This window comes from Myxococcales bacterium (assembly GCA_016717005.1).
In the GTDB taxonomy this organism is placed as follows: Bacteria; Myxococcota_A; Polyangia; order Haliangiales; family Haliangiaceae; genus UBA2376.
The window spans coordinates 321,115-333,649 of sequence record JADJUF010000049.1; the positions used below are offsets into that span (position 1 = coordinate 321,115).

The window sequence follows — 12,535 nt, forward strand, 5'->3', positions numbered from 1 at the left end:
CCGGCGCCCCGATCGCCGTCACGCCCCGCGCCGGTGCCAGGCGGCGATCGCCGCCGCGTAGACCTGCTTGAGCGGGACCCCGGCCGCGCGCGCCGCCGCCAGGCAGGCGTCGTGCTCAGGCGCGGCGTTGACCACGGCGCCCTCGGCGTCGCGCGCCACCTTGATCGCGATCGGCCCGTGCTCGGTCTCGACCACGACCAGCGCGCGCGCCAGCACGGTGCGCTCGACCCGATCGAACCGGACGCCGATCGTCGTGGTCTCGCGCAGGATCGCCGCCACCACCGCCGGGCGCGCCGCCGCCGACGCCAGGGCCGTGAGCGCCAGGGCCGGCCGGCCCTTCTTCATCGTGATCGCGGTCCACCACGCGTCGACCGCGCCGGCCGCGAGCGCGTGCTCGATCGCGTGGGCGGCGATCTCGGGCGACAGGTCGTCGCAGTTGGCCTCGATCCGCCACAGCTCGTCGCCGCCGGCGGCCTGCGGCGTCAGCGCCGTCACCCGGACCACGTTGGGTCGATCGGCCAGGTCCATGTCGCCGGCGCCCCAGCCGATCGCCACCGCGGCGCCGGTCGGGGCCGGGGTCCAGGCGGTGACCGCGTGGGCCAGGATCGCGGCGCCGGTCGGCGTCGTCAGCTCGCGCGCGACGCCGCCGTCGGTCATGATCCCGCCGCACCGCCGCATGATCTCGAGCGCCGCCGGCGACGGCACCGGCAGCACGCCGTGGGCGCACCGGACCGTGCCGCTGCCCATCGCCACCCGCGCGCACGACACCGACGCCGGCGCCAGATAGGCCAGCGCCGCCGCCGTCCCGACGATGTCGACCACCGAGTCGATCGCCCCGACCTCGTGGAACACCACCTCCTCGACCTCGACCCCGTGCAGCGTGGCCTCGGCCACCGCCACCCGGTCGAACATGTCGAGCGCCCGGCGCTTGACCTCGGGCATGAGCGACGAGCTGTCGATCCGCGCCCGGATCTCGCCGTAGTGGTGGTGATCGTGGCCGTGGCCGTGGCCGGTGGCGGGCGCGTCGTCGTCGCCGTGGGCGTGCATCGCGTCGTCGCCGTGGGCGTGGTCGTGGCCGTGGCCGTGCTCGTGGCCGGGCGGGTGGACGTGGCCGTGGTCGTGGCCGCCCCAGACCGGCCCGCCGGTCGCGACCTTGACGTCGATCGCCGCGAGGCCGGCCTTGATCACGCGGCGCGCGCTCAGCCGCGCGGGCGCGACGCCGACCGCCTTGATCGCGTCGCGGACCGCCTCGATCGGCACGCCCAGATCGAGCAGCGCGCCCAGGGTCATGTCGCCGGCGATGCCGCTGGCGCAGTCGAGGTGCAGGTGCAGCCCGCGCAGCTCGCGCCCCGCGCCCAGCGAGCGCGCGCGGATCATCGGGCGGCTCCCGCGCGCCGCGCCGCCCGGGCCGAGCGCACCGCCGCCACCGCCGCGCCGAAGCCGTTGTCGATGTTGACGACCGCGACGCCCGGCGCGCACGACGACAGCATCGCGGCCAGCGCGACCCAGCCGCCGGCGCCGACGCCGTAGCCGACGCTGGTCGGCACCGCGAACAGCGGCACGTCGACGAGCCCCGCCACCACCGACGGCAGCGCCCCCTCCATCCCGGCCACGACGATGGCCGCGTCGCAGCGGCGGATCGCCTCGACCCGGCCGAGCAGCCGGTGCAGCCCGGCGACGCCGACGTCGACGTGGCGCTCGACCTCGGCGCCGAGGAACGCCGCGGTCACCGCCGCCTCCTCGGCCACCGGCAGATCGCTGGTGCCCGCGCACACGATCGCGATCGTGCCGACGGCGCCGGGCGCGGCCGGCGCGGCCGGGGCGACGACCACGGCCCGCGCCACCGGCGCGTAGGTCGCGCCGGCGACGGTCGCGCACACGTGCTCGGCCTTCTCGGCGCTGACCCGGGTCGCCAGCGCGCCGCGGCCGCCGGCGGCGAGGCCGCGGACGATCGCGGCGATCTGCTCGGCGGTCTTCCACTCGCCCAGCACCACCTCGGGCACGCCGGTGCGATCGGCGCGGGCGCGGTCGAGCAGCGCGTCGTCGACGCCGCCGCCCAGGGCCACGGCCAGCTCGGCGGTCGCGGTGGCGGTCGGCACCCGTCCGGCGGCGACGTCGTCGAGGAGCTGGCGCAAGCGTGCTGGATCCACGATCCCTCTTATCACGCCCCGGCGCCGACGCCCGGCACGACGCCGCCGCTGGCCGCCCACGCGGCCAGGTCGAGCTCGAACGCCCAGCGCCCGCGGCGGGTCGGCGCGTCGAGCGCCTTGGTCAGCACCGCCATGAACTCGGCCCGGGGCAGCTCGCGCGCGCCGAACCGCGCCAGGTGATCGGTGTGGACCTGGCAGTCGATGACCTCGATTCCCCACGCCGCCTGCTGGGCCACGCTGGCCGCGAACGCGATCTTCGACGCGTCGGGCGCGCGCGCGAACATCGACTCGCCGTAGAAGCACGCGCCGAGCGACACGCCGTAGAGCCCGCCGACCAGCGCGTCGCCGTCCCAGGCCTCGAACGAGTGCGCGAACCCGCGCGCGTGCAGCTCGCGGTAGGCCGCGACCATGTCGGGGATGAGCCACGTGCCGTCCTGGCCCGGCCGCGGCGCGGCGGCGCACCCGGCCAGGACCTCGGCGAACGCGGTGTCGATCGTCAGCCGGTACGGCGCGCGCCGGATAACCTTGCGCAGGCTCTTGTTGATCACCAGCTCGCGCGGGAACAACACCATGCGCGGGTCGGGCGCGTGCCACAGGATCGGCAGCTTCGGCCCGTACCAGGGGAAGATGCCCTGGCTGTACCCGAGCAAGAGCCGCTCGACCGACAGATCTCCGCCGACCGCGAGCAGACCGTCCTCGGCCAGCTCGACCGGCGGGAACACCAGGCGCTTGTCGAGCCGGAAGACCGGCATGGGGCGGCAGTCTACCCTCACCGGGATGGGCGCGATGAGCGCGCGCGCGATCTTCGCGCCGAACCCGCGTCGGCCGATCTGGCTCAGCCGCCGGCCATGACGCGCGGCGCGGGAGGTGCCGACGTGGGACCGGGACCGGTTCGAGTTCAGCCGGCGGATGACGCGCGGCGCGGCAGGTGCCGCCGTGGGCGTCGACCGTGGGCGTCGATCGCGGCGTCGACCGTGGTCGGTGCGAGCTCAGGAGGCGCCGGCCATGACGCCCATCGCGGCGCGGTAGGTGCCGACGTGGGCGTCGACCGTGGCCTCGACGGGCTCGGCGTAGCCGCCGCCCAGGGTCAGCGCCACCGGGATGCCGCGGCCGCGGAAGTGCGCGAGCACGATGCGATCCCGCTCGGCCAGGCCGGCGGCGGTCATGGCCAGGCGCCCGAGCTTGTCGGCGGCGAGCGGGTCGACCCCGGCCTGGTACAGCACCAGGTCAGGCGTGAACCGGGCCGCGACCTCGGCCAGGCCGGCGGCGATGAGCGGCAGCACCAGCGCGTCGTCGGCGCCGTCGGGCAGCTCGACGTCGCGATCGCTGGCCGGCTTGACGAACGGGAAGTTGCGGCCGCCGTGGATCGAGTAGGTGAACACCCGCGGCTCGTCGGCGAAGATCGCCGCGGTGCCGTCGCCCTGGTGGACGTCGCAGTCGAACACCAGCACGCGCCCGACCGCGCGCTCGGCCAGGAGCGTCGCGGCGGTGACCGCGAGGTCGTTCCAGACGCAGAAGCCGCTGCCGTGATCGCGGTGGGCGTGGTGGGTGCCACCGGCCAGGTTGCCGGCGACGCCGTCGACCAGCGCCGCGCGCGCCGCCGCCAGCGTGCCGCCGACCGACGCCAGCGACCGGGTCACCAGCGCCGGCGACCACGGCAGGCCCAGCTTGCGCACCGCGCGCGGGTCGAGCGTGCCGGCCAGCATCGCGGCGACGTAGCCGGGGTCGTGGGCCCGCTCGAGGTCGACCGGGCGCGCCAGCGGCGCCGGCGCCATCATCGCCGCTGGCACGACGCCGTCATCGACCAGCCGCGCGCGCAGGCGCGCGTACTTGCCCATCGGGAACCGATGCCCCAGCGGCAGCCACACCGCGTGGTGATCGCTATAGAAGACGCGCACCGGCGAGGACTCCAGCACGGGCCTCGACCCGCGACAAGCGGGCCGCTTTCCATTGCGGCCGTGGGCCCCGCCCGGCTATTCCATCGGGGTGAGTTCCCACGAACCGAGCCCGTACAGCGCCGAGGTCACCGCCCGCCCGCCGCCGCGGGGCGAGCTGACCCCGGCCGCCATCATCGCGTCGGTGATCGTCGCGATCATCATGGGCTCGTCGTACCCGTACATGGTGCTGAAGCTCGGCTTCGGCCCCAACGTCAGCGTGGTCGCGGCGTTCTTCGGCTTCGTCGTGCTCAAGGCGATCGCCTGGAAGACCTACGACCGCTGGCAGAACAACATCGTCCAGACCGCCGGCACCAGCGCGGCCCAGACCGCGTTCATGTGCGTGCTGCTGGCCGCGTTCGACATGCTGCGCCACGCCGACGTCGGCTTCGCGCTCGAGCTCAACGAGTGGAAGTCGTTCGTCTGGCTCTCGATCGCCGGCCTGCTCGGCGTGCTGCTGGCGGTGCCGCTGCGCCGGCACTTCATCGTCGACGAGAAGCTGCCCTACGCCGACGGCATCGCCGCCGCCGAGACGCTGATCGTGCTCGACCCCGAGAAGGACGCGAGCGCGGAGCGCAAGCAACTCGCGGTCCAGGCGGCGTGGGCGCTGATGATCGGCCTGGTGCTGTCGGGCCTGGTGATGCTGGTCCGCGAGGACGCCAAGGTGACCGACTGGCTCAAGGAGGGCTGGGTCCCGGCCGTCGGCGTCACCGTCGCGGGCCTGCCGCTGGTGGCGATGGGGGTCGGCGTCTCGTACAGCCTGCTGAGCATCGGCTCGGGCATGCTGATCGGCCTGCGGGTCGACTGGTCGATGATCCTCGGCGGCGTGCTCGCGTGGATCGTGACGCCGTACTTCCTGATCAAGTACGGCGTCTCGACCGCCGGCGGCAAGGTGTTCTCGGCCTCGTCGTCGCGCACCGACGTGCTGTTCTGGGTGATGTGGCCGGCCACCGGCATGCTGGTCGCCGGCGGCCTGACCGCGCTCGCGCTCAAGTGGCGCCTGCTGATCGAGACCTTCACCAGCCTGAAGACCATGACGATCAGCGGCGCCGACTTCCCGCTGTCCTGGGTCGGCATCGGCGTCGGCGTGTGCTCGGTGCTGCTGTGCACGGTGCAGTACCTGCTGTTCGACATCCCGATCTGGATGACGGTCGTCGCGATCCTGCTGTCGCTGCCGCTGATGCTGGTCGGCCTGCGCGTGCTCGGCGAGACCTCGTGGGGCCCGATCAGCGCGCTGTCGAACATGATGCAGGGCCTGTTCGCCGCGGTCGCGCCCGGCCACGTCGCCGCCAACATGGTGGCCAGCGGCACCACCGGCACGGTCGCGACCTCGTCCGAGGCGATCATGCAGGACTACAAGACCGGCGACATGATCGGCTCGACCCCGCGGGCGATGACCTGGGCCCAGCTGATGGCGGTGCCGATCGGCGCCGCGTGCGTGTCGTGGATCTACCCGCAGCTGGTCTCGACCTACGGGCTCGACGGCACCGGCGACGCCCGGTGCGCCGGCGGCAGCTGCCTCAGCTCGCCGATCTCGCGCAAGTGGGCCGGCTTCGCGACGATCCTCAAGAAGGGCGTGTCGGCGCTGCCGACCTCGGCGCTGTGGGCGCTGGCGATCTTCTCGGTGCTCGGCGTCATCCTGACGGTGCTCGAGGCCAAGCCCAAGCTGCGGCGGTTCGTGCCGTCGCCGACCGGCATCGGCATCGGCATCCTGGTGCCGTTCAGCGTGATCGCGACGATGTTCCTCGGCGGCCTGGCCGGGATCGGGTGGAAGGCCGCCGACAAGCGCTCGTACGACAAGTTCATGGTGCCGCTGGCGTCGGGCTTCATCGCCGGCGAGGCGCTGGTCGCCACGATCGTCGCCATCTACTTCATCGCCGCCGGGTGACCGCCTTCAGCGCCGAGCTGGCCCGGCTGAGCAAGCGCCTGGCCGACCTGCGGACCCGGGCCGCGGCCGCGCCGCTGACGCGGCCGCACCTGCGCGAGCTCGAGCGCACCGCCGACGCGCTGACGGCGCTGGTGCCGCGCCTGGCCGCCGCCGACGCGGCCCTGACCGAGAGCCGGGGCCTGGAGCTCGAGGACACCCGCGCCGAGCTGGCCCAGGTGCGCACCCTCGATCTCGACGCCGCGATGGTGGTGGTGCGGGCCCAGCGCGACGCCGGCCGGGTGCGCTCGGCGGCGCGCGGCTACTGGCGGCTGGTGCGCCGCGCCCCGCGGGACCGGGCCTGGGTCGATCGCCTCGCCGGCTTCGGCCACCTGCTCGATCAATACGGCGACGTCCGCGGCGCCGGCATGTGCCGCGCCGTGGCCGGGTCGCTGATCGACGGCTGGTGGCGCGACCCGATCGCGCTCGGCACCGTCGAGCACGCCCTGGCCGAGGTGCGGGTCGAGTGGGCGGCGCTGCCCGAAGGGGTTTGAATCCGCGCACCGGGCGAGGCACAGTGGCGCCATGCGCTGCCTGGCCGTCGCGATCCTCGCGCTGATCGCGTGCGACAACCGCCACGAGGCCCGGGTCGGCGCCGCGATCCTGCCGCAGGCCAACGCGACGATCGCCGCGCCGTCGGGCACCACCACGGTGGTCATCACGCCCGGCGAAACCCCGCCCCTGCCGGCCGGCCCGATCGCCCTGGCGATCGACGTGAACGTGCCCTGGACCCAGATCGAGGCGCTGGTGCGGGCCTCGCCGGCGCCGACGCTGCTGGTCGGCTATTACAACCGCAAGCGCGCGTTCCCGTTCGAGGACACGCTCGCGGACGGCCCGAGCCTGCGCCTGACCGCCACCGCCGGCGGCAAGTTCTGCGTGCGCGCGCCCGGCGTCGAGCTGGCCTACTGCCTCGAGAGCGCCGACCGCCGTCACATCAGCGCCGCGTTCGTGCGCGAGGTGATGCGCAAGGCCGTCGATGAGTACGGCCTGACCCAGGCCCGGCTCGACATCGACCCGACGATCCTGTGGGCCGATCTGGTGCGCGCCCTCGACGGCACCCGCACCTGCTGCAAGGTGCCGGTCAAGGTGGCGCTGCGGCGCTGAGTTTCCAGGGAGGCCTGTCGCCCGGCCCAGGCAGGTGCAGGGGTGCGCCGACGTCCGAGGTCGCATCCAGCCCGGCCGGCACCTCGAGGGGCAAGCCCCGACAGGGCCCCTACCCACGACGCGAGACTCCCGTCGCGACGCGGGACGCCCGCAGCGCGGACCGCGCCCAGTCGAGATACCGACCGGCGCCAGGCCCCAGCGGGCCGGTCGACGGCCCTGGCCGGGTGTCCCCGGACCGTCACGGAAGGGCGCCCCCCCGGCGTCACCGGACCGTCACGGAAGGCCGCGCGCGAGCCGCGCGAATCTCCAGACGCCGGCTTTTCTTCGCCGAGGAACTTGGGCAGGGTGAGGTCATGGCGGCGGACGGCCACGACGACGACAACGGCAACGGCGACGGCGCGCCGCTGTCCGATCTGTCGCGCGAGGTGCCGCGGTTCGATCCCGAGGCCGCGGCCGACATCACCCAGGAGATCCGCGAGATCGCCGAGGCCCGCGCCGACGACGGCTGGGCGATGGAGGACGACGACGGCCCCGCCGACGCCGCGCCGCCGACGTCGGCCGACGAGCCGCTCGCCGCCGACGAGCTGCGCGACGCCTGGGGGGTGCTCGACGCCCGCGAGCGCATCGACGGCCTGTACCTCCTCCCGCGCGAGGACGCCGAGGAGTTCTTCATCGCCCTGGCCGGCCCCGATCAGGTCGAGCTCCTGTTCACGATGCGCCGCGGCGAGCGCCGGTCGTGGTTTCGGCTGCTCGAGCCCGACGACGTCGCCGACGTGATCCAGGCCGCCAAGGACGACGAGCGCCCCGGCCTGCTGGCGCTGCTCGACGGCCCGACCCGCAAGGAGGTCGAGGCCCTGCTCGCCTACGAGGAGGACGACGCCGGCGGCCTGATGAACACCCGGTACGCCCGGCTGCGGCCGCAGATGACCGCCGACGAGGCCATCAGCTACCTCCGGCGCCAGGCCCGGACCCAGCTCGAGACCATCTACTACGCCTACGTCCTCGACGGCGACCAGCGCCTGCTGGGCGTGGTGTCGTTCCGCGATCTGTTCGCCGCCGGCCCGAGCCAGCGCGTCAGCGAGATCATGGAGCGGGACGTGGTCTCGGCCGACCCGGCCCTCGATCAGGAGGCGCTGTCGCGGCTGTTCGCCGAGCACGACCTCACGGTCATGCCGATCGTCGACGCCGCCGGGGTCATGAAGGGCATCGTCACCGTCGACGACATCGTCGACGTGGTCCAGGAAGAGGCCACCGAGGACGCCCAGAAGTTCGGCGGCATGGACGCCCTCGACGTCCCGTACCTGCAGTCGCGCCGGCGCGAGATGCTGCGCAAGCGCGGCGTGTGGCTGGCGGTGCTCCTGGTCGGCGAGATGCTCACGACCTCGGCGCTGGGCTTCTTCCAGCACCAGATCGATCGCGCCACCGTGCTGACGCTGTTCATCCCGCTGATCATCTCGAGCGGCGGCAACGCCGGATCCCAGGCCTCGACGCTGGTCATCCGCGCGATGGCGCTGGGCGAGGTCCGCGCCGCCGACTGGTGGCGCGTCATGCGCCGCGAGCTGGCGATCGGCGTCGCGCTCGGCGCCGGCCTCGGCGTGCTCGGCCTGTTCCGCGTGGTGGTCTGGGGCTCGTTCGGGAGCTACGGCGCGTACTACGTGCGCATCGGCCTCACCGTCGGCATGAGCCTGGTCGGCGTCGTGATCTTCGGCACCCTGGCGGGCTCGATGCTGCCGTTCGTGCTGCGGCGCCTGGGCGCCGACCCGGCCAGCGCGTCGGCGCCCGCGGTCGCGACGCTGGTCGACGTCACCGGCCTGATCATCTACTTCGCGCTCGCGACCTGGCTCCTGTCCGGCGCGCTGTTCTAGGCACCCGATCGGCGCGCCGTCCGCCGCGCACGTCGCGCTTGACGCGCGGCCGCGCCGCGGCTATCGATCGAGGGTCGACGCCGCGGGCGCCGACGTCGATGCGGAGCTGAGCGCCCTTCCACCGTCCCGTGACCGCCCTACGGCGGCCGGGTCCATGTGCCCCGTCCGCGCCGCCGCGCCGGACGAGGTCACGCCTGCCGCTCCCGCTTGGGCCCTGCGCCCGAGGAGGCCCCATGCCTTCGCTCCGCCTGTGCGCGGTCGAGCTGGCCCACGCTGGCCAGACCTCGATCCTCGCCGATCTCGACCTCCACCTGACGCCCGGCTGGACCGGCGTCGTCGGCGCCAACGGCGCCGGCAAGACCACGCTGCTCGAGCTGCTCTGCGGCCGCCGCCGCCCCACCCGCGGGCAGGTCGTCCGGGATCCGGACGACCTGGCGATCGCGTCGTGCCCGCAGGAGGTCGGCGCGCTCACCGACCTGGTCCAGGCGGTGGCGACCGCCGACGACCGCCTGGCCCGGCGCTGGCGCGGCCGGCTCGGCTGCGCCCCCGCCGACCTCGCGCGGTGGACGACGCTGTCGCCGGGTGAGCGCAAGCGCTGGCAGCTCGCGGCGGCGCTGGCGACCGCGCCGGCGGTGCTGGCGCTCGACGAGCCCACCAACCACCTCGACCCGGCCGCGCGGGCGGCGGTGGTCGCGGCGATGGCGAGCTTCCGCGGCGTCGGGGTGGTCGTGACCCACGACCGCGCGCTCCTCGACGAGCTGTGCACGACGATCGTGCGCGTCCACGGCGGCACCGCGCGCGCCTACGCCGGCGGCCTCCAGCGCGCGCGCGCCACCTGGGACCGCGAGGACCGCGCCCAGCGCGACGCCCGCGCCGCCGCCGCCGCCGCGCTGACGCGGCTCGAGCGCCAGCTCGACGCCAGCCGCCGGACCGCGGCCGCGGCGGCGCACCAGACCCGCGCCGGCGCGCGCATGAAGTCGCGCCACGATCACGACGCGCGGTCGATGGGCGCCACCAACCTGGCGGCCTGGGCCGCCGCCGGCGCCGGACGGCGGGTCGCGCGCCTGCGCGACGCGGTCGTGGGCGCCGAGGCCGCGGTCGCCGCGCTGCCGGTCGAGCGCGCGCGCGGCGGCGCGCTGTTCGTGGCGTGGACGCCGCCGCCCCAGCGGTGGCTGGCGGCGCTCGCCGGCGTCGACCTGCGCGCCGGCGCTCGCGTGGTCGCGGCCGGCGTGCGCGCCGCGGTGGCGCGCGACGCCCGGATCTGGATCGCGGGCGCCAACGGCGCCGGCAAGACCACGCTGGTGCGGGCGCTGGTGGCGTCGTCGCCGCTGCCGCCGGACCGGGTGCTGTGGCTGCCGCAGGAGCTCGGCGAAGCTCGCGCCGACGGCGCCGCGCTGGTGGCGGCGGTGCGCGACCTGGCGCCCGACGCGCGCGGGCGCGTCGGCCAGCTCGCGGCCGCGCTCGGGCTCGATCCGGCCCGGGCGCTGGCGTCGCCGGCGCCGTCGCCGGGCGAGGTCCGCAAGCTCGCGATCGCGCTCGGCCTCGGCCGCCAGGCGGCGCTGGTGGTGCTCGACGAGCCCACCAACCACCTCGACCTGCCGTCGATCGAGCGGCTCGAGGCCGCGCTCGCCGACTACCCCGGCGCGCTGGTCGTGGTCACCCACGATCCCGCGTTCGCCGCGCGTCACGCGCACGCGCTGGGACGTCGCCGCGGGCCGGGTCGATCAGCGGGTGTAGAAGAACCGCTCGGCGATGATCTTGCCGTCCTGCCAGCGCCGCTGCGTGATCTGCGTGTACGTCATCCGCGGCATGCCCTTGAGCGTGAAGTCGTTCATCCACTCCGAGTACGACACGTCACCCTCGACCGCGACGTTGGTGCAGCTCGCGCCGTGGAACGCCTCGAGCATCTCGAAGAACTTGTGCTCGTAGTCGCGGCACGCGGCCTTGCCGACGCGGGCCGGCTCGCTGTTCTCCTGCATCGTGACGTCGTCGGCGTAGAGCTCCTCGAACGCCTCCATCGCCTTGCCGGTCATGATCGCCTGGTTCATCTGGTCCTCGAGCTCACGGATCGTCGCCATCGCTGCCTCCTTGGTTGGTGCGCTCACCGTAGGCGCGCGCGGCGCCGACGACAATCGGCCCCCGGCGGACGCACCGTTGCGGCCCGAACAACAATCACCGTCGGCGATCTCGTCGCTTTCGTCGGCATCCGGTGGCGCCCCCCCGGCAATGGGGGTAGCTTGCACGCGCTTGCTGCCCACCCGCGTCTACCACTACCGCGATCCCGCCGCCGTCATCCTCGGCCTCAAGGAGCTGCGCAAGAAGGGCCTGACCCCGCGCGGCCTCTTGTTCGTCGCGCTCGATCCGCGCGGCGAGACCTACCTGGCGGTGCCCGAGGATCTCGACGCGGTCGCCAACGTCCGGGTCGGCGACAAGATGTCGCTCGAGCCGCCGTTCGAGGGCCGCTACTTCCACTTCGACGCGGTCCACCGCCTGCCGGGGGACACGGTCCTGTGGAACGGCGATCGCCGGCTCGGCGACACCGGCAGCGCGCCCGAGGTCGCGTGCGCGATCGCCGAGTGGTGCAAGGGCTCGAGCGCCAAGAACGTGTTCCTCGGCTGCACCCCGCACCAGCCGGCGTCGTGGTGGACCGCCGACCATCGCTCGCCGGTCGTCGACCTCCACGCCCGCGGGCTGGTCGACACGGTCGTGACGACGTCGGGCCTGCTGGCCCGCCGCATCAACGAGCCGGCGCTGTTCCACGTCGACTTCGCGTCGCTGGCCGCGCACCAGGGCCCGCGCGACGGATGGCAGGAGGTGTTCCGCTCCGAGATGGGCAACGTCCTCCTGGTCGAGCGCCGCGTGCTCGGTTACCGGCTCGTGCTCACGTGCGAGCGCGGGCTGATCGAGATCGACGTCAGCCACCTGCCCGACCTGGTCATCGAGACCGCGCGGGTCCCGATGAAGTCGGGCTTCGGCGTGGTCGGCCGCATCGACGGCGGCGCGTTCGCGGTCACGGCCGGCAAGGTCGAGCCGTGGGGCCTGTCGGACGTCAGCCCGGCGATGCTGGTCGGCTCGCCCAACGAGACGATCCTCGATCTGCCGCGCACGCTGCGGGCGCACCCCGACGACGGCGAGTAGCGCCGCGGCCAGCGCGGTCGCGTCAGCGGTCGCGCGTCACGGCGTGCTCCGGGCCCAGCATGCCCAGGCCGACGGACCACCGGGTCACGGGCCGGACGGCGGCCGCAGGCCGATCATCGTCGCGCGTCACGGGCCGTTGCCGATCACCGCGGCCCAGCACATGCCCAGGCCGACCGCGACCACCGCGGTCACGGGCCGCAGGCCGATGACCGCCGCCACGAACGCGCGCGGCCCGGCCTCGAGCCGGTCGAGCGCGGCGGCGATGCGCTCGCCCAAGGGTCGGCCCGGCGGCGTGACCATCACGCCCCGATGCTTGACGGTCCGCGCGGTGGGCACCTGGGTCATGGATCCAGTATGCCGCGCGCGTCGTCCGCGGCGACCGAGATCGCCGCGCGTGCGACCCGGATCACCGGGTCGCAC

General features: G+C 74.6%; 11 protein-coding genes and 1 pseudogene. 6 read left to right on the forward strand and 6 right to left on the reverse strand.

What is annotated here, in order from left to right; all coding sequences use genetic code 11:
- Positions 1 to 18 precede the first annotated feature (18 nt).
- From larC to IPL61_40515, 4 genes are all read right to left on the reverse strand, one after another.
- Positions 19 to 1,377 (reverse strand): nickel pincer cofactor biosynthesis protein LarC, encoded by a 1,359-nt coding sequence (larC, locus tag IPL61_40500; protein MBK9037463.1) that lies wholly within the window; start codon positions 1,375 to 1,377, stop codon positions 19 to 21.
- Positions 1,374 to 2,150, reverse strand: coding sequence for a nickel pincer cofactor biosynthesis protein LarB (larB, locus tag IPL61_40505; GenBank protein MBK9037464.1), 777 nt, complete (start codon positions 2,148 to 2,150; stop codon positions 1,374 to 1,376). Before larB ends, larC begins: the two co-directional genes overlap by 4 nt.
- A gap of 11 nt (positions 2,151 to 2,161) precedes the next feature.
- The gene (locus IPL61_40510; protein MBK9037465.1) at positions 2,162 to 2,902 is read right to left on the reverse strand and encodes a leucyl/phenylalanyl-tRNA--protein transferase; all 741 of its coding nucleotides are present in this window, start codon (positions 2,900 to 2,902) and stop codon (positions 2,162 to 2,164) included.
- Between the two features lie 237 nt (positions 2,903 to 3,139).
- Positions 3,140 to 4,048, reverse strand: coding sequence for a histone deacetylase (locus tag IPL61_40515; GenBank protein ID MBK9037466.1), 909 nt, complete (start codon positions 4,046 to 4,048; stop codon positions 3,140 to 3,142).
- Positions 4,049 to 4,136: 88 nt separating this feature from the next.
- On the opposite strand from IPL61_40515, the gene IPL61_40520 reads away from it, so the two are divergent.
- The 5 genes and pseudogenes from IPL61_40520 (at position 4,137) to IPL61_40540 (ending at position 10,714) form a co-directional block, all read left to right on the forward strand.
- Entirely contained in the window at positions 4,137 to 5,972 is a 1,836-nt protein-coding gene (locus IPL61_40520; protein MBK9037467.1) for an OPT/YSL family transporter, read from the forward strand.
- Positions 5,969 to 6,502, forward strand: a complete 534-nt coding sequence (locus tag IPL61_40525) for a hypothetical protein (protein ID MBK9037468.1) — start codon at positions 5,969 to 5,971, stop codon at positions 6,500 to 6,502. The genes IPL61_40520 and IPL61_40525 overlap by 4 nt, the downstream gene beginning before the upstream one ends.
- Positions 6,503 to 6,533: 31 nt before the next feature.
- Complete coding sequence (locus tag IPL61_40530) at positions 6,534 to 7,112, forward strand: hypothetical protein (GenBank protein ID MBK9037469.1); 579 nt, start codon at positions 6,534 to 6,536, stop codon at positions 7,110 to 7,112.
- Between the two features lie 512 nt (positions 7,113 to 7,624).
- The gene (gene mgtE, locus IPL61_40535; protein ID MBK9037470.1) at positions 7,625 to 8,977 is read left to right on the forward strand and encodes a magnesium transporter; all 1,353 of its coding nucleotides are present in this window, start codon (positions 7,625 to 7,627) and stop codon (positions 8,975 to 8,977) included.
- A 233-nt stretch (positions 8,978 to 9,210) separates the two neighbouring features.
- Positions 9,211 to 10,714 (forward strand): annotated as a pseudogene (locus IPL61_40540) (ABC-F family ATP-binding cassette domain-containing protein).
- Here IPL61_40540 and IPL61_40545 read toward each other — a convergent pair.
- Positions 10,702 to 11,055 carry a nuclear transport factor 2 family protein gene (locus IPL61_40545; protein ID MBK9037471.1) on the reverse strand — a complete coding sequence of 118 codons (354 nt, stop codon included), beginning with the start codon at positions 11,053 to 11,055 and terminating at the stop codon, positions 10,702 to 10,704. The pseudogene IPL61_40540 and the gene IPL61_40545 overlap by 13 nt on opposite strands.
- A gap of 169 nt (positions 11,056 to 11,224) precedes the next feature.
- On the opposite strand from IPL61_40545, the gene IPL61_40550 reads away from it, so the two are divergent.
- Positions 11,225 to 12,115 (forward strand): hypothetical protein, encoded by an 891-nt coding sequence (locus tag IPL61_40550; GenBank protein ID MBK9037472.1) that lies wholly within the window; start codon positions 11,225 to 11,227, stop codon positions 12,113 to 12,115.
- Between the two features lie 126 nt (positions 12,116 to 12,241).
- Here IPL61_40550 and IPL61_40555 read toward each other — a convergent pair whose 3' ends face one another.
- A complete protein-coding gene (locus IPL61_40555) occupies positions 12,242 to 12,460 on the reverse strand; it encodes a hypothetical protein (GenBank protein ID MBK9037473.1) in 219 nt (72 codons plus the stop codon).
- Between the last annotated feature and the right edge of the window lie 75 nt (positions 12,461 to 12,535).

Coding starts and splice junctions, on each gene's coding strand:
- IPL61_40555 (MBK9037473.1), bottom strand. CDS start 12,460: ATGACCCAGGTGCCCACCGCGCGGACCGTCAAGCATCGGGGCGTGATG.
- mgtE (MBK9037470.1), top strand. CDS start 7,625: ATGGAGGACGACGACGGCCCCGCCGACGCCGCGCCGCCGACGTCGGCC.
- IPL61_40510 (MBK9037465.1), bottom strand. CDS start 2,902: ATGCCGGTCTTCCGGCTCGACAAGCGCCTGGTGTTCCCGCCGGTCGAG.
- IPL61_40530 (MBK9037469.1), top strand. CDS start 6,534: ATGCGCTGCCTGGCCGTCGCGATCCTCGCGCTGATCGCGTGCGACAAC.
- larC (MBK9037463.1), bottom strand. CDS start 1,377: ATGATCCGCGCGCGCTCGCTGGGCGCGGGGCGCGAGCTGCGCGGGCTG.
- IPL61_40545 (MBK9037471.1), bottom strand. CDS start 11,055: ATGGCGACGATCCGTGAGCTCGAGGACCAGATGAACCAGGCGATCATG.